Annotated in this window: 20 protein-coding genes; 13 read left to right on the forward strand and 7 right to left on the reverse strand. The window is 69.4% G+C overall.

The genetic code is table 11. From position 1 onward, the window contains the following. Window positions 1-21: 21 nt before the first annotated feature. Genes OC550_RS02285 through OC550_RS02310 form a run of 6 tightly spaced genes read left to right on the forward strand, consistent with a single transcriptional unit; the run spans window position 22 to window position 6,228 of the window. Window positions 22-900 (forward strand): xanthine dehydrogenase family protein subunit M, encoded by an 879-nt coding sequence (locus tag OC550_RS02285; protein WP_262103683.1) that lies wholly within the window; start codon window positions 22-24, stop codon window positions 898-900. Between the two features lie 3 nt (window positions 901-903). Beyond that, on the forward strand, window positions 904-1,416 hold the full coding sequence (locus tag OC550_RS02290; protein ID WP_262103684.1) for a (2Fe-2S)-binding protein: 513 nt from the start codon (window positions 904-906) through the stop codon (window positions 1,414-1,416). Beyond that, window positions 1,413-3,806 carry an aerobic carbon-monoxide dehydrogenase large subunit gene (locus tag OC550_RS02295; protein WP_262103685.1) on the forward strand — a complete coding sequence of 798 codons (2,394 nt, stop codon included), beginning with the start codon at window positions 1,413-1,415 and terminating at the stop codon, window positions 3,804-3,806. Before OC550_RS02290 ends, OC550_RS02295 begins: the two co-directional genes overlap by 4 nt. A 1-nt stretch (window position 3,807) precedes the next feature. Continuing rightward, entirely contained in the window at window positions 3,808-4,719 is a 912-nt protein-coding gene (locus tag OC550_RS02300; RefSeq protein WP_262103686.1) for an XdhC family protein, read from the forward strand. Further along, the gene (locus OC550_RS02305; protein ID WP_262103687.1) at window positions 4,703-5,308 is read left to right on the forward strand and encodes an NTP transferase domain-containing protein; all 606 of its coding nucleotides are present in this window, start codon (window positions 4,703-4,705) and stop codon (window positions 5,306-5,308) included. Before OC550_RS02300 ends, OC550_RS02305 begins: the two co-directional genes overlap by 17 nt. Continuing rightward, window positions 5,305-6,228 (forward strand): MoxR family ATPase, encoded by a 924-nt coding sequence (locus tag OC550_RS02310; protein WP_262103688.1) that lies wholly within the window; start codon window positions 5,305-5,307, stop codon window positions 6,226-6,228. Before OC550_RS02305 ends, OC550_RS02310 begins: the two co-directional genes overlap by 4 nt. A gap of 79 nt (window positions 6,229-6,307) precedes the next feature. On the opposite strand, the gene OC550_RS02315 is transcribed toward OC550_RS02310, so the two are convergent. Then, the gene (locus tag OC550_RS02315) at window positions 6,308-6,538 is read right to left on the reverse strand and encodes a hypothetical protein (RefSeq protein ID WP_262103689.1); all 231 of its coding nucleotides are present in this window, start codon (window positions 6,536-6,538) and stop codon (window positions 6,308-6,310) included. On the opposite strand from OC550_RS02315, the gene OC550_RS02320 reads away from it, so the two are divergent. From OC550_RS02320 to OC550_RS02330, 3 genes are read left to right on the forward strand one after another with little or no spacing between them, the layout of a single operon-like run. Continuing rightward, window positions 6,537-7,085 carry a VWA domain-containing protein gene (locus OC550_RS02320; RefSeq protein WP_262103690.1) on the forward strand — a complete coding sequence of 183 codons (549 nt, stop codon included), beginning with the start codon at window positions 6,537-6,539 and terminating at the stop codon, window positions 7,083-7,085. The two genes, OC550_RS02315 and OC550_RS02320, sit on opposite strands and share 2 nt — an antisense overlap. Continuing rightward, entirely contained in the window at window positions 7,085-7,879 is a 795-nt protein-coding gene (locus OC550_RS02325) for an SRPBCC family protein (RefSeq protein ID WP_262103691.1), read from the forward strand. The genes OC550_RS02320 and OC550_RS02325 overlap by 1 nt, the downstream gene beginning before the upstream one ends. Beyond that, a complete protein-coding gene (locus OC550_RS02330; RefSeq protein WP_262103692.1) occupies window positions 7,872-9,050 on the forward strand; it encodes an XdhC/CoxI family protein in 1,179 nt (392 codons plus the stop codon). The genes OC550_RS02325 and OC550_RS02330 overlap by 8 nt, the downstream gene beginning before the upstream one ends. On the opposite strand, the gene OC550_RS02335 is transcribed toward OC550_RS02330, so the two are convergent. Continuing rightward, window positions 9,047-9,982 (reverse strand): LysR family transcriptional regulator, encoded by a 936-nt coding sequence (locus OC550_RS02335; protein ID WP_262103693.1) that lies wholly within the window; start codon window positions 9,980-9,982, stop codon window positions 9,047-9,049. The two genes, OC550_RS02330 and OC550_RS02335, sit on opposite strands and share 4 nt — an antisense overlap. A gap of 252 nt (window positions 9,983-10,234) precedes the next feature. Here OC550_RS02335 and OC550_RS02340 point away from each other — a divergent pair, with 252 nt between their 5' ends. From OC550_RS02340 to OC550_RS02350, 3 genes are read left to right on the forward strand one after another with little or no spacing between them, the layout of a single operon-like run. Next, window positions 10,235-11,434: a cytochrome P450 gene (locus OC550_RS02340; protein ID WP_262103694.1), complete on the forward strand. Its 1,200-nt coding sequence runs from the start codon at window positions 10,235-10,237 to the stop codon at window positions 11,432-11,434. Between the two features lie 29 nt (window positions 11,435-11,463). After that, window positions 11,464-11,790: a 2Fe-2S iron-sulfur cluster-binding protein gene (locus OC550_RS02345; protein WP_262103695.1), complete on the forward strand. Its 327-nt coding sequence runs from the start codon at window positions 11,464-11,466 to the stop codon at window positions 11,788-11,790. 20 nt (window positions 11,791-11,810) lie between these two features. Next, window positions 11,811-13,067, forward strand: a complete 1,257-nt coding sequence (locus OC550_RS02350; protein WP_262103696.1) for an NAD(P)/FAD-dependent oxidoreductase — start codon at window positions 11,811-11,813, stop codon at window positions 13,065-13,067. Here OC550_RS02350 and OC550_RS02355 read toward each other — a convergent pair. Then, the gene (locus OC550_RS02355) at window positions 13,037-13,981 is read right to left on the reverse strand and encodes a LysR family transcriptional regulator (RefSeq protein ID WP_262103697.1); all 945 of its coding nucleotides are present in this window, start codon (window positions 13,979-13,981) and stop codon (window positions 13,037-13,039) included. The two genes, OC550_RS02350 and OC550_RS02355, sit on opposite strands and share 31 nt — an antisense overlap. 127 nt (window positions 13,982-14,108) lie before the next feature. Between OC550_RS02355 and OC550_RS02360 the strand changes: the two genes are divergently transcribed. Beyond that, window positions 14,109-15,503: an MFS transporter gene (locus OC550_RS02360; RefSeq protein WP_262103698.1), complete on the forward strand. Its 1,395-nt coding sequence runs from the start codon at window positions 14,109-14,111 to the stop codon at window positions 15,501-15,503. Between the two features lie 133 nt (window positions 15,504-15,636). Here the strand turns inward: OC550_RS02360 and OC550_RS02365 are convergent, their stop codons facing one another. From OC550_RS02365 to glyA, 4 genes are all read right to left on the reverse strand, one after another. Continuing rightward, complete coding sequence (locus OC550_RS02365) at window positions 15,637-17,736, reverse strand: glycogen debranching N-terminal domain-containing protein (RefSeq protein ID WP_262103699.1); 2,100 nt, start codon at window positions 17,734-17,736, stop codon at window positions 15,637-15,639. Beyond that, window positions 17,736-18,131 (reverse strand): SCP2 sterol-binding domain-containing protein, encoded by a 396-nt coding sequence (locus OC550_RS02370; protein ID WP_262103700.1) that lies wholly within the window; start codon window positions 18,129-18,131, stop codon window positions 17,736-17,738. The genes OC550_RS02365 and OC550_RS02370 overlap by 1 nt, the downstream gene beginning before the upstream one ends. 212 nt (window positions 18,132-18,343) lie before the next feature. Next, window positions 18,344-19,246: a bifunctional methylenetetrahydrofolate dehydrogenase/methenyltetrahydrofolate cyclohydrolase gene (locus OC550_RS02375; RefSeq protein WP_262103701.1), complete on the reverse strand. Its 903-nt coding sequence runs from the start codon at window positions 19,244-19,246 to the stop codon at window positions 18,344-18,346. After that, window positions 19,246-20,529 (reverse strand): serine hydroxymethyltransferase, encoded by a 1,284-nt coding sequence (glyA, locus tag OC550_RS02380; RefSeq protein WP_306556904.1) that lies wholly within the window; start codon window positions 20,527-20,529, stop codon window positions 19,246-19,248. Before glyA ends, OC550_RS02375 begins: the two co-directional genes overlap by 1 nt. Window positions 20,530-20,596 lie beyond the last annotated feature (67 nt).

Here is a 20,596-nt window from a genome sequence, read left to right on the forward strand (position 1 = left end):
AATGTTGGGGATGTGGTGCATATGCAAATTCCTGCTGCCTTCGATTACGTCCGTGCCAGCAGCATCGACGACGCCCTGGCCCTGCTGCAGCAGCACGGCCCGGAGTCCCGTGTGCTGGCCGGAGGGCACAGCCTGCTGCCCATGATGAAGCTCCGGTTGGCCCGGCCCGAGTGGCTGATCGACATCAATGAACTGACCGAACTGGACTACATCCGGCAGGACGCGGATGTGCTGCGCGTCGGCGCGATGACTAGGCATACCACGCTGCTCGAATCCTCAGACGTGGGCCGGCTTTTCCCGATCGTCCACGACGCCGAGCAGGTGATCGCCGATCCCGTGGTCCGCAACCGTGGCACGATCGGCGGATCGCTGTGCCAGGCGGATCCGGCCGAGGACCTCTCGACGGTGTGCAGGGTGCTGCGGGCCGAAGCCGTGATCCGCGGGCCGGGCGGCGAGCGCGTGCTCCGGATGGACGAGTTCCACCGCGGCCCGTACGAGACCGCGCTCGAACAAACCGAGCTGCTGTGCGAAGTCAGACTGCCCGTCCGGCAGCGTTCCGGCAGCGCCTACGAAAAGGTCGAGCGCCGGGTCGGCGACTGGGCCGTGGCTGCCGCGGGGGCAGCGGTCGCACTGGCACCGGACGGAACCATCGATGACGCCGCCGTCGGACTCACCGCCGTCGGGCTTGAGGGAACGGCGACGGAAGCGGAAGCGCTGCTGCGGGGGAAACGTCCCGCCGAGGAACTGTTCGCCGAAGCGGGCCGGGCGGCCGCGGCGGCGTGCGACCCGGTGGCGGACCAGCGCGGACCGGTGGACTACAAGCGGCATCTGGCCGACGAGCTCACCCGGCGGGTCCTGCGCCGGGCCTGCGAGCGCGCGGGTGCGGAGCAGGAAGGCTGAACGATGCAGGTCAGCATGAAAGTCAATGGCGAAGAGGTCACGCGCGAGATCGAACCGCGGGTCCTGCTGGTCCACTTCATCCGCGAGGAGCTCGGGCTCACCGGCACGCACTGGGGCTGCGACACCACCAACTGCGGCACCTGCGTGGTCCTGCTGGACGGGCAGCCGGTGAAATCCTGCACCGTCCTGGCCGCCTCGGCGGACGGGCATGACATCCGGACGGTGGAAGGGCTGGCGTCGAACGGGTCGCTGGATCCGGTCCAGCAAGGCTTCATGGCCGAGCACGGGCTGCAGTGCGGCTTCTGCACGCCGGGCATGATGCTCACAGCCCGGGCCTTGCTGGACAAGAATCCGCACCCGGACGAGCTGCAGATCCGGCAGGCCATTTCCGGGCAAATCTGCCGCTGTACGGGGTACGCCACGATCGTGCGCTCCGTGCAGTGGGCGGCGGAGCATCCGGCCGGCGCCGGGGACGCAACCGGCACCGGTACCGATGAGGAGGAGGTGCCGGCATGACCACCACCCAGCAGCATCCTGCCAATCCGGCCGCCGGGGATCCGGACCGGCCGGTCGGCTTCGGCCGGATCCAGCGCAAGGAAGATCCCCGGTTCATCCGGGGCAAGGGCCGCTACATCGACGACATCGTGCTGCCGGGCATGCTGCATGGGGCCATCCTGCGCTCGCCCGTGGCGCACGCGCGGCTCGTCTCGATCGACACCAGCGCCGCGGCGGCGCATCCCAAGGTCAAGGCCGTGGTCACCGGCAAGGACCTCGAGGGGCTCAAGCTGGCGTGGGCGCCGACGTTGTCGGCGGATGTGCAGGCGGTGCTGGCCACGGACAAGGTCCGCTTCCAGGGCCAGGAAGTGGCCTTCGTGGTGGCCGAGGACCGCTACGCCGCCCGGGACGCGCTGGAACTGATCGAGGTGGAGTACGACATCCTGCCTCCGGTGGTCAACGCGCGCCGGGCGCTGGACGCGGACGCCCCGGTCATCCGGGACGATATCGAGGGCCGCACCGACAACCGGATCTTCGACTGGGAGATGGGCGACGCGGGCGCCACCGACGCGGTGTTCGCGCGGGCCGACGTGACGGTTGCCCAGGAGATGGTCTATCCGCGCGTGCATCCGGCACCGATGGAGACCTGCGGCGCCGTGGCGGACTTCGATCCGATCGACGGCGGCCTGACTCTGTACGAAACAACGCAGGCCCCGCATGCCCACCGGACGCTCTTCGCCATGGTGGCCGGCATCCCCGAGCACAAGATCCGCGTGGTTTCGCCGGACATCGGCGGCGGCTTCGGGAACAAGGTGGGCATCTATCCTGGCTACATCCTGGCCGTCGTCGGTTCGATCCTCACCGGCAAGCCGGTCAAGTGGGTCGAGGACCGGTCGGAGAACCTGATGTCCACCTCCTTCGCCCGGGACTACCTGATGAAGGGCGAAATCGCCGCCACCAAGGACGGGAGGATCCTGGCTGTCCGCACCAACGTGCTGGCCGACCACGGGGCGTTCAACGCGACCGCCCAGCCGACCAAGAACCCGGCCGGCTTCTTCAGCATCTTCACCGGCAGCTACGACCTTGAGGCAGCCTACTGCTCGGTCACCGGCGTCTACACCAACAAGGCCCCCGGCGGAGTCGCCTACGCCTGTTCCTTCCGGGTCACCGAGGCCGTCTACTTGGTGGAGCGGATGGTGGACGTGCTGGCCGCGAAGCTGCAGATGGACCCGGCGGAGCTGCGGCTGAAGAACTTCATCCGGCCCGAGCAGTTCCCCTACAAGAACAAGACCGGCTGGGAGTACGACTCCGGCAACTACGCGCCGGCGATGCGGCTGTCCATGCAGCTGGCCGGCTACGAGGACCTGCGGCGCGAGCAGGCGGAGAAGCGCGAACGCGGCGAGCTGATGGGCATCGGCGTCGCCTTCTTCACCGAGACCGTCGGTGCCGGCCCGCGGAAGCATTTCGACATCGTCGGCCTGGGCATGGCGGACGGCGCCGAACTGCGCGTGCATCCGACCGGCAAGGCCGTGGTCCGGCTCTCCGTGCAGTCCCAGGGACAGGGCCACGAAACAACGTTCGCGCAGATCGTCGCCGAGGAACTCGGCATCCCGCCGGAGGATATCGACGTGGTGCACGGCGACACGGACCAGACCCCCTTCGGCCTGGGCACCTACGGCAGCCGGTCGACGCCCGTCAGCGGCGGCGCCGTCGCCCTGGTCGCCCGCAAGGTGCGGGAGAAGGCCAAGTTCATCGCCGCTGCCATGCTGGAGACGCGGGCCGAGGACCTCCAATGGGAAAAGGGCCGATGGTTCGTCAAGGGTGATCCGGGCGCCGGCAGGACCATCGCCGAGATCGCGCTGGCCGCGCACGGCACACTCGCGCTGCCCGAGGGCATCGACGGGAACCTGGACGCGGAGGTGACGTATGATCCACCGAACCTGACCTTCCCGTTCGGCGCCTATATCTGCGTGGTGGACGTGGACCCCGGGACGGGACGGGTCAAAGTCCGCCGCTTCATCGCCGTCGACGACTGCGGCACGCGGATCAACCCGATGATCATCGAGGGCCAGGTCCACGGCGGGCTCACGGACGGCGTGGGGATGGCGCTGATGGAGATCATCGAATTCGACGACGACGGCAACTGCCTCGGCGGCTCCTTCATGGACTACCTGATTCCCACCGCGATGGAGGTGCCCGACTGGGAGACCGGCTTCACCGTGACCCCTTCGCCGCACCATCCCATTGGTGCGAAGGGCATCGGCGAATCGGCCACCGTGGGCTCGCCGCCGGCCATCGTCAATGCGGTGGTGGATGCGCTGGCTCCCTTCGGCGTTACGCATATGGACATGCCCTGCACTCCGGCCCGCGTCTGGGAGGCCATGCAGGGCCGGCCGACCCCGCCGGTGTGACATGGCGCGGCAGAGCGAAGCGCTGTCGGCGCGGACCAGGGAACTCGAGGACCGGCGGGAGCCGCACGTCCTGGCCACGGTGGTGCGCGCCCAGCATCCCAGCAGTGCGCACCCCGGGGACACCGCCGTGATCCTGGCCGACGGCAGCATCGAAGGCTTCGTGGGCGGCAACTGCGTGGAGGCCTCGGTGCGTGATCACGGCCTGCGCGTGCTGGCCGCGGATGAACCGCTGCTGCTGCGCGTCCTGTCCGGCCCGCTCCCGGAGGACCCCGGGGAGGGAGCCGTAAACGTGGCGAACCCCTGCCTGAGCGGCGGCGCCGTGGAGATCTTCCTGCAGCCCCGGCTGCCCGCTCCGCGGGTGCTGGTGGTCGGGAATTCCCCGACGGCAGGGGCCCTGCAGGCCCTGGGAGAAGTGCTGGGCTTCGAAACCGAGCTGGCAGAAGGCGCGGCGCTGTCGCCGACCGCAGCGGACGCCGCCGTGATTGTGGCGTCGCACGGCGCGGATGAAGAGCCGGCGCTCGAAGCCGCACTGCGGGCCGGCGTCCGGTACGTCGCGCTGGTTGCCAGCGGCCGGCGCGGCTCCGACGTGCTGGCCTCGCTCGACGTCTCCGATGCCGACCGGGCGCGCGTGCATTGTCCCGCGGGGCTCGCCCTCGGCGCCCGGACGCCGGCGGAGACCGCCCTGTCCATCCTGGCCGAGCTGGTTGCGGAGCGCCGCCTGCGCAGCCCCGCACCCTCCCTGCAGCCAGCCGCCGCCCCGGCCGCCGCCGTCGACCCCGTCTGCGGCATGAGCGTCGCGGCCGTCGAGGCCAGCCTGCACGCGGAACACGCGGGCGCCACGATCTACTTCTGTTCGGCCGGCTGCCGCAAGGCGTTCCTGGCCGCACCGGAGCGCTATGCCCAAGCCTCCTGACCCGCGGACCGCAGGCCTCGTCCTGGCCGCCGGCGCATCGCGGCGGCTCGGCCGGCCCAAGCAGCTGCTGCCCTATGCCGGCGGCACCGTGCTCGACGCCGTCCTGCAGACCGTCCGCCGGTGCGGGTTCGACCAGCTGCTCCTGGCCCTGGGCAGCGCCGGGGAAGAAGTGCGCCGACAGGTGGACACCTCAGGCTTCGAGCTGGCCGACAACCCGGACTTCGGCTCCGGCTGCTCCTCGTCGATCGCCGCGGCCCTGCCGGCGCTGCACCCCGGCATTGAGCTGCTGGTGCTGCTGCTCGGGGACCAGCCCGGCATCCGGGCGGAAAGCGTACGGCTCCTGCTGGCCGGACGCGGCGATGCCCCGCTGGCCGTCTGCCGCTACGAGGACGGAATCGGCCATCCCTTCGCCTTCGCCCGCGGCGTCTTCGACGATCTGGCCGCCCTGCACGGAGACAAGGGCGTGTGGAAAATGCTGGACCGGCGGGCGGATGAGGTCGCAGAGGTCCCGGTACCGGGCGGGATCCCGCCGGATATCGATACCGAGGCGGACTATGAGCAAGCTCTGGCCAGGCTGCGGAGCGCATGATGGGCGCCCCGGAGGAAGATCCGCGGGAGGAGTTGCGGCAGCGTTTTCCGGACCCTGCCGCGCTGGCCCGCGCCTTGGACGACGCGGACTACCTCGCCGATGACGGTCTCGCCACCGCCCTTTTCCTCGCGCTGCGGCTGCCGCAGCCGATCCTGCTCGAAGGCGAGGCCGGCGTGGGCAAGACAGAGGCAGCCAAGGCGCTGGCCCGGGTGCTGGACACGCCGCTGTTCCGGCTGCAGTGCTACGAAGGGATCGACGCCGGCGAGGCGCTCTACGAGTGGAACCACCAGCGCCAGCTGCTGGGCATCCGGCTCGCCGAGATGCACGAGGACAGCCTCGACGAATCGGATCTGTTCTCCGGGCGGTACCTGTTGCGCCGGCCGCTGCTGCAGGCCGTCGAGCATCCCGGTCCGCGGCCCGCCGTCCTGCTGCTGGATGAGATCGACCGGGCCGACGCCGAGTTCGAGGCGTTCACCTTCGAACTGCTGGCCGAAGCCTCGGTCACCATACCGGAGCTCGGCACCATCAGCGCGCTCCACCCGCCCATCGTGGTGCTGACCTCGAACCGGACCCGGGACCTGCACGATGCCCTGACCCGGCGCTGCATCTACCACTGGATCGATTACCCGTCGGCCGAGCGGATCGCCAGGATTGTCCGCCGCAAGGTACCCGGCAGCGCCGCTCCGATAGCGCTGGAGGCGGCCTCGGCCATCACCCGGCTGCGCGCCCTGGACCTGGTAAAGCCGCCGGGCATCGCCGAAGCCATCGACTGGGCTTCCGCCCTGGACATGCTGGGGACGGAGCATCTCGATGCCCGGGCCGTGGAACAGACCTGGGGCGCGGTCCTGAAGAACCGGGAGGACCTGGCCGCGGCGAAGGAACGCGGCGCGGCGTGGCTGGCCGGAGGCGGACATGGCTGAGACCGCGCTCCGCCGCCTTGAGCCCGCCGAGCTGGCCGCGGCCTTGGTCGCCGCCCTGCACCGCGCCGGCGCCGGCGGTTCACCCGAACGCGCCGTCTGGCTCGCCCAGGCACTGCGGCTGGTGCCGCCGGCGACCCGCGCCAGCCTCTACTGGACCTGCCGCACCGTCCTGGTTTCGGGCAAGGACCAGCTTCCGCTCTTCGACGCCGTGTTCGCCGCGGTCTTCGGCGAGTACGACGACGACGCGGAGCTCATGGGAGCCCGGGGCGAAAAGAACGCGCCGCCGCCGGCAGCCGCGCAAGCTGGTCATGCTCTGCGACGTTTCCGGTTCCATGGAGGCATTCACCCGGGCCTACCTCACGGTGCTGCAGGCCGCGGTGGCTTCCGCGAAAGCCGAGGCCTTCGTGTTCGCCACCCGGTTGACCAGGCTCACCCGGCAGCTGGCCCTGCATGACCCGGACCTGGCCCTGGCGCGGGCAGCTGCCGGAGCCGAGGACTGGTCGGGCGGCACCCGGCTGGCGGACGGGCTCCGCAGCTTCATCGACGCGTACGGCCGGCGCGGGGCCGCGCGGGGCGCCGTCGTCGTTATTTTTTCCGATGGCTGGGCGCGGGATGACCCGGAGGACGTGGCGGCCCAGATGGCACGGCTGCGGAGGCTGGCGTTCCGGATCATCTGGGTCAATCCGCGCAAGGCCGCCCCCGGCTACCAGCCGCTGGCCGGCGGCATGGCCGCGGCGCTGCCGTTCTGCGACGCCTTTGTCAGCGGCCACAGCTACGACGCGCTCGCCGAACTGGCGTCCGCCATCCGCTCCGGCCCCGCCGGCGAACCCGCCACCGCGACACGAAGGATACTGTGATGGACCTCCAGCGTACTTTCACCGTCAACGCACCTATCGGCACTGTCTGGGATGCCCTGATGGACATCGAACGCGTGGCCGGGTGCGTGCCCGGGGCGCAGGTGCTGCAGAAGCTCTCCGAGGACACCTACCAGGTGGGCATGAAGGTCAAGCTGGGGCCGGTCAGCATGCAGTACAAGGGAACGCTCAACGTGGTGGAACGCGACGAGGCCGCCCGCCGCGCCGTCATGGAGGGCCAGGCGCAGGAAACACACGGGCAGGGGACGGCCAAGGCCCGGGTGGACCTGCAGTTGGCGGAGGAGGGAAGTACGACGACGGGGACTGCCTCCGCGGCCATCACGCTCTCCGGGAAGGCCGCGGTGATGGGCCGGAGCGTGATCGGCAGCGTTGCCGACCAGATGCTCGGCGCCTTCACGGGTAATCTGCAAAGCATGCTGAACTCTTCCAGCAATCCCGCGCCGGCCGGCGGGTCGCCGCAGCAGCCGGCGGCCGAACCTCCCGTCGGGACCACGGCCGGGGCCGCGCCCGGCGAGACCACGGCCCCGCCCCCGCCCGCCGCAGCCGCCGCGGCTGCCCCGACGGAAACCACCGGCCCAACCGGCACCTCGCACGGCACGAGCGCCCCGCCGTCGTCCGCTGACTCCGGCCTGGACGCCCTGGCCGTGGCCAGGGGAATGCTCGCGGACCAGCTGGCGAGCCCTGGCAAGGTCCTCGCCCTGCTCGCGGCGGCAGCGGTGCTCGGCTACCTTGCCGGCCGCTGCTCACCCGGACGCAGCTGGAGCCGCCATGCGTGATGTCCTCCAGGCGCTGCTGCGCGACTGGCGGGCCGGCGGAACCGCGGGCCTGGCCACGGTGGTGCGGACCTTCGACTCCGCGCCGCGGCCGGCCGGCGCCTCGATGCTGGTCACCTCGGGCGGCGAGGCCGTGGGCTCGGTCTCCGGCGGCTGCGTGGAGGCGGCGGTCTACGAACTGGCCACCGAGGTGGTGCAGCGGGGCCGACCGGAGCTGGTGCGCTATGGCATCAGCGACGATGACGCGTTCGCGGTGGGGCTGACCTGCGGCGGCATCATCGACGTGTTCGTGGAGCCGGTGTCCCGGCAGACCTTCGCGGACATTGAGGAGGTCGGGGCCGACGTCGAGGCGTCGCGGCCGGCCGCCGTCGCCACCGTGATCGAGCACCCGGACGAGGCCTGGCTGGGCCGGCACCTGGTGGTGCGCCCGCACGGTTTCGACGGCGACCTGGGTTCCGCGCGGGCCAACCATGCGGTCAGCGACGACGCCCAGGGCCTTCTTGCCGCCGGCCGCAACACCACGCTGACGTACGGTCCGGACGGCGAGCGCCGGGGCGAGGGCATGCGCGTCTTCTTCTCCAGCTTCGCCCCGCGGCCGCGGATGCTGGTGTTCGGCGCCATCGATTTTGCCGCGGCGCTGGCCCGAATGGGCAGCTACCTTGGCTACCGCGTGACGGTCTGCGATGCCAGGCCGGTCTTTGCCACGCCGGCCCGTTTCCCGGAGGCGGACGAGGTCATCGTCGACTGGCCGCACCGCTACCTCGCGGGGCAGCTGGAACGGGGCGTGGTGGATGCCCGGACGGTGGTGTGCGTGCTGACCCACGACCCGAAGTTCGATGTGCCTCTGCTGGGAGTCGCCCTGCGGGCCGGGCCGCTGGCCTACATCGGGGCGATGGGTTCCCGGCGGACGCACGGGGACCGGCTGGCCCGGCTGCGCGAGGCCGGCCTCACCGACGCGGAGCTGGCCCCGCTGCGCAGCCCGATCGGGCTGGACCTCGGCGCGCGCACGCCGGAGGAGACCGCGGTGTCCATCGCCGCCGAGATCATCGCCGAGCAGTGGGGCGGCAGCGGCCAGCCCTTGGGCAGCCTGGACGAACGGATCCACCACGACGAGATCCACGAGCCGTCCTCCGGCGCGGGCAGCGGGCTGACGACGGCGGGCGGCGGGCCCTAGCTTCCGCCTTCGGGTTCCGGCGGGGGCTGCTGTGTGTTCGGCGCAGCGCTGGCGGCGAAGGCCACCATCGCCTCGGCCCGGTCGGTCAGCCTGATGGACTCCGGCCAGATCATCTTCACCGCCACGGGACTGACCGCCGGGCTGATCGGCTTGGCCACCACGGCCCGCCCTTCGTAGGAGCGGTCCACCGCCGGCCGCTGCACCAGGACCGAGTAGCCCACTCCCCTGCCCACCAGCGAGCGGGTGAGTTCGAAGTCGCGGGTCCGGTACCGGATGTCGGGTCGGACGCCGGCCTTCTCGAAGAGCGACAGCGTGTGGTGGCTGCTCGGCGGTGCGTCCAGCAGGATCATCGGGTCCTCGGCCAGCTCGGCCAAGGTGACGTCGGGCTGGTCCGCGAGGCGGTGCGAGGCCGGCAGCAGCACGTAGGCGGAAACGTCATAGAGCAGCACCGAACCGAGTCCCGGCCCCAGATCCATGTCGTAGACGATGGCCAGGTCCATGTCGCCGGCCAGCAGCCGCTCCTGGATCACGTCCTGGGCGCCTTCAACGAAGTCGAGGCCGACCTGGGGATGGTTGACGCTGAACCCCTCGATCAGCACGGGCAGGATCGTCGGCGCGACCGTCTGGTAGCAGCCGATGACCAGCGGACCGGCCAGCTGGCGTCCGCCGCTCGCGGTGCTCAGCTCGAGCTCTTCGGCGGCCCGCAGGAGCTCGGCGGCCCTGGCGTTCAGGTAGCTGCCCGCCGGGGTCAGCGAGACGCCGTGGGCCTTCCGCCTGACCGTCAGCTGGGTGCGGAAGATCCTCTCCAGCTCGGTCACCGCCGCGGCGACCGCCGTCTGCGAAACGTGCAGCTTCGCCGCCGCCGCCGAAATCGAGCCCGCGTCCGCCACCGCGGTGAAGTAGGCCAGCTGCCGCAATGTATACCGCGCCATGTTCGCCCTCCCTTCCATCCCGCATCGTCCAACGCCGTCCCGGATCGCCGCTATGTTTTGTCGCGCCGCCCGCACTACCACTATTTTTCAGGGGTGATATCCCGCTTCTTTGAACTTTACCTGCGGATATGGATCGGGTCACACTCTTGTGAGAGACAGAGCACAGCGCCGGCGTCGTACCCGTCGACCGCAAGCAGAAGGTTGCCTGCAGGCGCAGGACGCACGCAAGACAGCAGAGCAAAGGAGCCGCACATGACCGCCGAAGCACTCGAGGCCAGCCCCGTTCCCACCGCGGACTGGGTGACCATCCCCGACCTGCACCGCAATCCGTTCCCGATCTTCCGCAAGATGCGCGAAGAGGCTCCGGTGCACTGGGTTCCCGCGGTCAACCGCTACATGGTCACCAGCTATGAGGCCTGCCACATCATCGAGAACGACCAGGCGGTTTACTCGGCCAACGAGACGAACTCCCTGATGAAGCGGGCCATGGGCCACTCGATGCTGCGCAAGGACGATCCGGAGCACGACGTGGACCGCAAGTCCTACGGCTCGGTGCTGCGGCCCAAGGCCATCAAGGAGCACTGGAACGCCATCTTCCAGGCCAACAGCGACAAGTACCTGGCCCGGCTCAAGGCCGCCGGCCCCGGTGCCGACCTGATCCGGGAGTACGCCGCGCCCTACGCCGCCGAGAACCTCCGCCTCATCATGGGCTTCCACAACGCCACCCAGGAGGACATGCAGCGCTGGTCGCAGACCATGATCAACGGCACCGGCAACTACGCGGACGACCCGGAGGTCTGGGCCGCCTCGGAGCAGTCCTACAACGAGGTCGACGACGCGATCGACGAGATCCTGCCCTACCTGCGCAAGAACCCGGATTCCAGCCTGCTCTCCGGCATGACCAGCATGCCGATCCCGCTGGAAGCCATCCGCGCCAACATGAAGATGACCATCGGCGGCGGCCTGAACGAGCCCCGCGACGTCCTCGGCGTCGCGGTCTGGGCCCTGCTCTCCCACCCGGAGCAGCTGGACCGCGTGCTGGCCGACACCTCCCTCTTCCCCGCCGTCTTCGAAGAGTCCGTCCGCTGGGTCGCGCCGATCGGCATGTACCCGCGCGAAACCACCCGCGACACCGTGCTCGAGGGTGTGCAGCTGCCCAAGGGCGCCCGCCTCGGCGTCGTGGTCGGCGCCGCCAACCGCGATCCGAAGGTCTTCGAAGACCCGGAGAGCTTCAACATCTTCCGCGCGAAGAAGCCGCACCTGGCCTTCGGCGGCGGCAACCACTACTGCGCAGGGGCGTGGGTGGCGAAGGCCTCGGTCGCCGGCATCGCCCTGCCGCAGCTCTTCGCCGAACTGCCCAACCTGCGGCTGGATCCCGCCCAGCCCGCGGTCGACGCCGGCTGGGTCTTCCGCGGCATGACCTCCCTCCCCGTGCTCTGGGACAACAAGTAGTCCCGCTCCCCTACAGAAAGGCCAACACCATGGCGAAAATCAGCTTCCACCACTCCGACGGCAACGTTGACGTCCTGGACGTGGACCCCGGCACCTCGATCATGCGCGCCGCCGTGACCAACGGCATCGACGGCATCATCGGCGAATGCGGCGGCCAGGCCATGTGCGCCACCTGCCACGTCTACGTCCGCCCCGAATACCTCGACGGACTGCCCGGGATCGGCGACGACGAAGAGGAAATGCTCGACTGCACCACCGAGGAGCGCGACGGCGAGCGCTCCCGCCTCGGCTGCCAGCTCAAGGCCGGCGAAGCCTTCGATAGCATCGAAGTCGATCTTCCCGCCAGCCAGATTTGATCCATCGAAAGGCAGCACGCATGACCTCCGAGGAACGCATCGTCATCGTCGGCAACGGCCAGGCCGGCATCCAGCTCATCGATTCCCTCCGCAGGGAGGGCTTCGCCGGGCCGGTCACGGTGGTCGGCGAGGAGGAGCACTTCCCGTACCAGCGGCCCCCGCTGTCCAAGGACTACATGGCCGCGGACAAGGCGGCGTCCCCGCTGCCGCTGCGGGCGGAGAAATTCTTCGCCGAGAACGACGTCGACTCCCGCCTGGGCGTGCAGGTCACCTCCATTGACCGGTCCGGTCATACCGTGTCGCTGTCGGACGGCAGCAGCCTCGGCTACTCCAAGCTGGTGCTCGCCACCGGGGCGGCCAACCGCGAACTGACCGTGCCCGGCAGCGAAGCCGAGGGCATCTACGGCCTGCGGACCCTCGCCGACGCCGAAGCCGTGCAGGCGCAGCTTGAGAAGGTGCACACCGTCGTCGTTATCGGAGCAGGCTTCATCGGGCTGGAGTTCGCCGCGGCCGCGCGGAAGCGCGGGCTGGCGGTCACCGTGCTCGAGTACGCGGACCGGCCGATGGCCCGCGCGCTGTCGCCGGTGACGAGCGCCTGGTTCGCCGAGGCGCACCGCGGCCTCGGCGTCGACCTGCGCCTCGGGGAGGGCATCGCATCCTTCGCCACGGACGACGGCGGCCGGGTCACCGCCGCGGTCAGCACCACCGGCCGGACGTATCCGGCGGACCTGGTGCTCGTGGGCATCGGCGTCATCCCCCGCACCGAACTGGCCGAGGCCGCCGGCCTGGCCGTCGCCAACGGCATCCTGGTTGACAGCGCCATGCGGACCGAGGATCCGGACATCTTCGCGCTCGGCGACTGCGCCAATTACCCCAGTCACCACGCCGAAACCCGGACCCGGCTGGAATCCGTGCAGAACGCCACCGACCAGGCCCGGCACACCGCCAAGTCCGTCCTCGGCCGCCACGGCGACGCCGAGCACTACCGCGAGCTGCCGTGGTTCTGGTCCAACCAGGGCGACCTGCGCCTGCAGATCGCCGGCATTGTCCAGCCCGGGGACGAGACCGTGCTGCGCGGCGACCCCGCTACCGGCAAGTTCTCCGTCTTCTGCTACCGCAAGGGCCGGCTCGTCGCCGTCGAATCCGTGAACCAGCCGTCCGACCACATGGCCGCCCGGCGCCTGCTCGCGCAGGAACGGAGCCTGCCGCCGGAACAGGCCGCCGACCTCAGCTTCGATTTCAAGGCCTACTCCAAGGCCGCGGCCGCCGCTGTCTGAGAGCGCTGGGCTTCGCCGTGCAGGACCTCCACGGCGAAGCCCAGCACAGCCTGCGCCCGCGGACTGAGCCGCATTTCCTGCGGCCAGATCCCGACGACCGAGGTCCGCGAGGCCGGCGGACTGATCGGCCGGACCGCCACCGGCAGGCCCTCCAGCGACACCGCCGGAGAGTTCGGCCGCGACATCAGCAGCGCGTAGCCCAGTCCCCGCCCCACCAACGCCTGCACCAGCACCAGCTGCGGCATGTTCGTCAGGACCTTGGGCCGCAGCCCGCGCTCGGCGAAGACCTGGTAGGTGTTGGCGGTGCTGGGGCTCGTGTCGTACATGATCAGCGGCTCGGCGGCGAGCTGCGCCAGGTCCACGCTCTCCTGTGCCGCCAGCGGATGGCCGGGCGGGAGCACGGCTTCGAGTTCCGTCGCGTAGATGGTGCGCTGGCTGTAGCCGCCGGGCAGCAGCATGTCGTAGACGATGGCAAAATCCAGCAGCCCGGCGTCCAGGGCGGGCAGCAGGTCGTCATGGGTGCCGATGGTGACCTCGATGCTGATCCCCGGGTAGGCCTCCGGCAGCCCCTGGAGAATGGCCGGAAGGACGTTGCTGGCGAAGCTGCCGAAACATCCCAGCCGCACCGGCCCCTTCAGCTCGCCGGTGCGGCCGGCCAGGTCGTGGACCAGGCCGTCGGCCTGCTGCAGCAGCAGCCGTGCCCGCTGGGCAAAGAAGACGCCCGCCGGAGTCAGCTGCAGGCCGCGCGCCTTCCGCCGCACACAGAGCTGCTCGCCCACCAGCTTCTCGAGGGCCGTGATCGCCTGCGAGAGCGCCGATTCCGAGATACGCAGGCTCGCCGCCGCCGCGCTCAGGGTCGTGTGGTCCGGCAGGGCGGCGAAGAGTTCCAGCTGGCGCAGCGTGAAGTCCGGCATTGTTCAGTCCGATCAAAGAAGTAATGCAGTTTTATGAAGTTTACTGGAGGAAGATCACATGTGACACTGGCTACACCCGTGTAACACCTCAGGCCATGGCGACATGGCTCCTGGATAAGGAAACTTCATGAGCAATTCCGTTCGCGCGCACTCCGCTGCCGCCAATCAGCGGCGCGTGGCTTTTGCCACCATCGTCGGCACCACGGTGGAGTGGTACGACTTCTTCATCTACGCCACGGCCGCCGGCCTCGTCTTCGCCCAGCTGTTCTTCGAGCCCGCAGGCTCCCAGATCGGCCTGCTGCTCTCCTTCGCCTCGGTGGGCATCAGCTTCCTCTTCCGGCCGCTGGGCGCCTTCCTGGCCGGCCACTACGGGGACAAGATCGGCCGCCGCGCCATGCTCGTCCTGACGCTGCTGCTCATGGGCGGCGCGACGACCCTGATCGGCGTCCTGCCGACCTTCGAAACCGCGGGCGTCATGGCACCCGTGCTGCTGCTGCTGCTCCGCATCGTCCAGGGCATCTCCGCCGGCGGCGAATGGGGCGGCGCGGTCCTGATGGCCGTCGAGCACGCCCCGAAGAACCGCCGCGGCCGCGCCGGGTCCTTCCCGCAGCTGGGTGTCCCGCTGGGCATGCTGCTCGCCTCCGGCATTACCGCACTCATGACCGGCGTCATCTCCCCCGGCGACGCCTTCCTCGAGTGGGGCTGGCGCGTTCCGTTCCTGCTCAGCTTCGTGCTGATCATCGTCGGCTACATCGTCCGCCGGACCGTTGACGAGAGCCCGGTCTTCCAGGAGATCGCCGAGAAGAAGCAGCAGGCGAAGGCTCCCGCCGCCGAACTCTTCAAGAAGCACTGGCTGCTGGTCATCCTGGCCGCCCTGGTCTTCGCGGGCAACAACGCGGCCGGCTACATGGCCACCGGCGGTTTCATCCCGAGCTACGCCACCAGCGACGCGGTCGGCCTGGAGCGCACCGACGTGCTGCTGGCCATCACCTTCGCGGCCGCCATGTGGTTCGTCTTCACCGCGCTGGCCGGCATCCTGTCGGACAAGATCGGCCGCAAGAAGACCTACTTGATCGGCTTCTCCGCGCAGCTGCTGGCGGTCTTCCCGCTGTTCTGGCTGATCAACACCGGGTCGCTGCCGATGCTCTACCTGGCGCTCGGACTGTTCACCGTCGGGCTGGGCCTTGGCTATGGCCCGCAGGCCGCCTGGTACAGCGAGATCTTCCCGGCCTCGGTGCGCTTCTCCGGCGTGTCCATCTCCTACGCCCTCGGCGCGATCCTGGGCGGCGCCTTCGCCCCGACCATCGCCACAGCCCTGGTGCAGGCCACCGGCACCAGCACCGCGGTCTCGGTCTACCTGTTCGTCATGACGGCCGTTTCCATCGCCGCCGTGCTGATCCTGCGTGACCGCCCGGGCATCGACCTGAGCATCAAGAACCAGGCCGAGCAGGAAGTCGGGGCGACCATCTTCGACACCCGCCGCGCCGCCGCCTACGAAGAGCCGGTAAGGGCCGACGCCTAGCAGCGCCGCCGGAGCGCCAATCAGCGGATGGCTCCCGTCCAGTTCCTGAGAACCGGACGGGAGCCATCTGCGTTGTGGAGGTTGAGTTCGACGGCGGCGAGCGCACCGCTTCCAGGCGCTGCGGAACTCCGTCTCAGCGGTCAGCGCCCTCACCCTGGCTGGACAGATGGGAGGTGTCGACGCGACCGCGTCCAAATGCGTCGATTCGTCCCCAGCGCCCCGCGATATCGAGCAGCTCCAGCCGGCCGATGGCCATCGGGAGCGCCGGATCCACCACCAGATGGTCGCCCACCGGTTCGAGGCCGAGCATGGTGCGCAGGAACAGCAGCGGTGCGCCGGTGGACCATGCCTGGGGGCTGCAGGCGGTGGGGTATTGCACCGGGTACTTCGTCATCGACCGCGGGTAGCCGCCGAAGGCTTCGGGCAGGCGTCCGTCAAAGTACCCGGAGGCCTCGAGGTTGCCGGCTGCGACCGCGGCAGCCTCGTCCTTAAAGCCGTAGCGGCGCAGTCCCCAGGCGATGAACGAGTTGTCGAAGGGCCAGATTGTCCCGTTGTGGTAGCCGATCGGGTTGTACCGGCTCTCCCCCACGGCAAGGGTGCGGATGCCCCAGCCTGAGAAAAGCCGGTCACTCATCAGATGTCCGGCGACGGCCTTGGCCTTCGACTCGTCGACGATGCCGCTCCAGAGGAGGTGCCCGTTGTTCGAGGTCAGCGAGTCGACCTGCCGCCCGTCGGCATCGAGGGCGATCGCAAAGTACTCGCCGTCGGCGACCCAGAAGTCCCGGTTGAAGCGCTGCTTCAGCTCGGCAGCCTGCTTTTCGAGCCGGCTCGCGAATACGGGATCGTGCCACACCTCGCGTGCCAGCCGGGCGCCGCGCATCTTGGCGTCATAGGCGTAGCCCTGCAGCTCGCAGGTGGCACGCGGGAAGCCGGGCAGCGTGCCGTCCCGGAAGGAGATCGAGTCCCAGGAGTCCTTCCAGCACTGGTTTTCAAGGCCGGTCTCGGCGTTGCGCCGCTCGTAGGAGATGTAGCCGTTGCCCTGGAGGTCGGCGTAGGCGTCGATCCAATGCAGCGCGGCGCGGGCTTCGCCCTCGAGCTCGCGGACGAGGTCCGTGTCTCCCGTCCACCGCTCATATTCGTCCAGCAAGACCACGAACAGCGGCGTGGCGTCGGCAGTGCCGAAGTACGGGGAGTGCGGACGCTCCTCGAACGCGGTCATCTCGCCGTAGCGCATCTCATGCAGGATCCGCCCGGGATCCTCGTCGCGGAAGTCATCGATGCGGGTGCCCTGGCGCAGCCCGAGCTCGCGCAGCGTCGTCGCCGCCAGCCCCGCGGTGAAGGGCAGTGCCTGCAGGCTCGTGAAAATGCTGTCGCGCCCGAACATGGTCATGAACCACGGCAATCCTGCAGCGGGCAGGCTGTTGCCGCCGGCCGTCAGCGGGGAGAAGCGGAGCGCGGCCAGATCCACAAGGCTGCGGCGGTAGGTCCTCTGCAGTGTTTCCCAATCACACTCGAGCCGCGGGGCCTCCTCGAGCCAGCGGGCGAGGTTCCGTGCCATGTCCGGGATCGGCCGCTTCACCTGGTCCTCGAGCGTCCGGGCTGCGCCCCCGATTTCCTGTCCGGGCTCCGCAATCTGCTGTCCCAGCATTTGGATGGCGACATCGAGCTCGGTCGTCCAGGTCGCGTGCGGGGCGATCGTGATCGTGAACGTCAGCCCGCCCTCGTCGAATGCGCACGGCTGCGACGACGAGATCGCCGTCGACCGCGCATAGGTGCCGCGCCGGTACAGCAGGAGCAGCGAGCTTCCGCCTGCCTGCCTCGCATAGGACCCCTGCTTCTGCAGCGTGTCCTTGACCTCGAACAAATCCGCGAAGTCGGAATCGGCGTCGATCCGCACCCTGAGGTCGACCGGCGCGTCATCGTGATTCAGGATCGCGAGCACTTCGTGGAAGCCGTTGCCGACCGAACGCTGGCGGATCACCGACAGCGTCGCGTTCACATAGACGCTCCCTACCCCGGGGACGAGGAAGAACCGGGCCTCAAAATACTGCAGGTCGTCGGTCGACAGCGACATCAGACGGTCGCCGTTGACGGTCAGCACCCATTTGGACAAGAACCGGGTGTCGAACGAGAACAGCCCCGTCGGGTCCGATGGCGAGGCCTCGACATCGCCCCGCGCGTCGCTGACGACGAAAGTGTTGCCGTTGAGGATCTTCACCATACCGTCGCTCATCACGCGCTCCTGGTGCCTGCGGTCGGGTCCCACCCTCGGGGCGGGGCGGGGAGAATCCGCTGGATAGCCCACATCAACTCGAGATCGCCATGGCAGGCCAGCTCACCACGCAGGACAGCAGCCATGAAGTTCATGCGGCCGGCGACGAGTTCCCTGAAGACCGGAACTTCACCGCGAACCGTGCAGTCGGCCGGGGACGCATCGCGTGCCACGGTGAGCCTGCCCTCATCGATAACCACGAGCCTGGGTTCCACGCTCGGCCCGTCCACAAGATCGAACCGGACCCGCCCGGAGACCTTGCGCAATAACGGTTCGTCGCCGCGCTGCCCGAGTTCGTCGAAGAACCTGGCCACGTGATCGTCCGTTGCTGCCGCCTGCGATGCCGAATTCGTCATGCGATCATCTCCTTCCACCCAGGAGAAACCGGCGGGATGGGCCGGCAGAGTGGGTCACCCGCCCATACTGCCTGCCCTCACGCGCGGACACATCATCCGATGCGGATGAACGCAGCGGACCCCGGCGCCGGCAAGGTAAAACAGGGGGACGTACTCCTGGCAGGAGTACGTCCCCTTCGCTCGTCTGAGGCCTTCCGTGGCCTGCGGGCAGCTCAGCGGGCCTGGCGCTCGGCCGCCTCCACGACGTTGGCCAGCAGCATCGCCCTGGTCATCGGGCCGACGCCGCCGGGGTTGGGCGAGATCCAGCTCGCCACTTCCCTGGCTTCGGGATCGACGTCGCCGGTGACCTTGGCCTTGCCGGTTTCCTCATCCTCCACGCGGCTGACTCCGACATCGAGCACGATCGCGCCGGGCTTGATGTCATCGCCCTTGATCATGTGCGGCATGCCGGCCGCGGCGATGACCACGTCGGCCTGGCTCAGCTCGGCGGCCAGGTCCTCCGTTCCCGTGTGGGCGAGCGTGACGGTGGCATTGATCGAGCGGCGGGTGAGCAGCAGGCCGAGCGGGCGCCCGACCGTGACGCCGCGGCCGACCACGAGCACCTTCTTGCCCTTGAGGTCGATGTCATGGCGCAGCAGCAGCTCCACGCACCCGTGCGGCGTGCAGGGCAGCGGCGAATCGAGCGGCTCGTTCACGTTGAGCACCAGACGCCCCAGATTGGTCGGGTGCAGGCCGTCGGCGTCCTTGGCCGGGTCGATCCGCTCCAGGATGGCGTTGGTGTCGATGTGCTTGGGCAGCGGCAGCTGCACGATGTAGCCGGTGCAGGCCGGATTGCCGTTCAGCTCGTCCAGCACCGCTTCCAGCTCAGCCTGCGAGACGTCCGCGGGAAGGTCGCGGCGGATGGACTCGATGCCCACCTCCGCGCAGTCGCGGTGCTTGCCGGCCACGTACCACTGGCTGCCGGGGTCCTCCCCGACCAGCACAGTGCCCAGCCCCGGCGTGATGCCCTTGGCCTTCAGTGCCGCCACGCGCTCGGCGAGCTCGGACTTGATCGTCGCCGCGGTTGCCTTGCCGTCCAGGATCCGGGCCGGCTGCGGGGTTGTGTACAGGTTCATCACCACTCCTCATGTCCCGGGTAAAGCGGGAACTCTTGCGTCAGTTTGGTTACGCGGTTGCGCAGTTCTTCGACATCGGCGCCGCCCTTCAGCGCGGCGGCGATGATGTCGGCCACCTCGGTGAACTCGGCCGCGCCGAAGCCGCGGGTCGCCAGCGCCGGCGTGCCGATCCGCAGGCCGGACGTGACCATCGGCGGCCGCGGGTCGAACGGCACCGCATTGCGGTTGACCGTGATCCCCACGGAATGCAGCAGATCCTCGGCCTGCTTGCCATCCAGCTGCGAGTTGCGCAGGTCCACAAGCACCAGGTGCACGTCCGTGCCGCCGGTCAGTACGGAGACGCCCGCCTCGGCAACGTCCGGCGCGGTCAGCCGGTCGGCCAGGATGCGGGCGCCTTCCAGCACCCGCTCCTGCCGCTGCTTGAACTCCTGGCTGCCCGCGATCTTGAAGGCCACGGCCTTGGCCGCGATGACGTGCATCAGCGGTCCGCCCTGCTGGCCCGGGAACACATTGGAATTGATCTTCTTGGCCATCTCCTGCTTGCCGAGGATCACGCCCGAGCGCGGGCCTGCGAGGGTCTTGTGCACCGTGGACGTAACGACGTCGGAGTGCGGCACCGGACTCGGGTGCAGGCCGGCGGCCACCAGGCCGGCGAAGTGCGCCATGTCGGTCCAGAGGTACGCGCCGACCTCGTCGGCGATCGAGCGGAAAGCTTCGAAGTCCAGGTGGCGCGGGTAGGCGGACCAGCCGGCGATGATCACGTTGGGCCGCTCGGCCAGCGCCTGCTCGCGGACCTTATCCATGTCAACGCGGAAGGTCTGTGGGTCCACCTCGTAGGCGGCGACGTGGTACAGCTTGCCGGAGAAGTTCAGCTTCATGCCGTGCGTCAGGTGCCCGCCGTGGGCCAGGGACAGCCCCATGATCTTGTCGCCCGGGTTGATCATCGCGGCCAGCGCGGCGGCGTTGGCCTGCGCGCCGGCATGCGGCTGCACATTAGCGAACTCCGCGCCGAAGAGGGCCTTGACCCGCTCGATCGCCAGGTTTTCCGCCACGTCCACGTGCTCGCAGCCGCCGTAGTAGCGGCGCCCCGGGTACCCCTCGGCGTACTTGTTGGTCAGCACCGAGCCCTGGACTTCCAGCACCGAGCGCGGCGCGAAGTTCTCCGAGGCGATCATTTCCAGCGTGTCGCGCTGGCGGCCGAGCTCGGCGTCGAGGACGGCGGCGATTTCGGGGTCTACCTCAGCTAAGGGCAGATCGGTGACTGGCAGGGTGGAAGACGTCACGGTTTCTCCTGGGAATGGAAGCAGTTGTGCTAAAGGTCAGGCTACCGGTTGTGCCTGCGCCGCCGCA

This window comes from Arthrobacter sp. Marseille-P9274, from assembly GCF_946892675.1.
Lineage (GTDB): Bacteria > Actinomycetota > Actinomycetes > Actinomycetales > Micrococcaceae > Crystallibacter.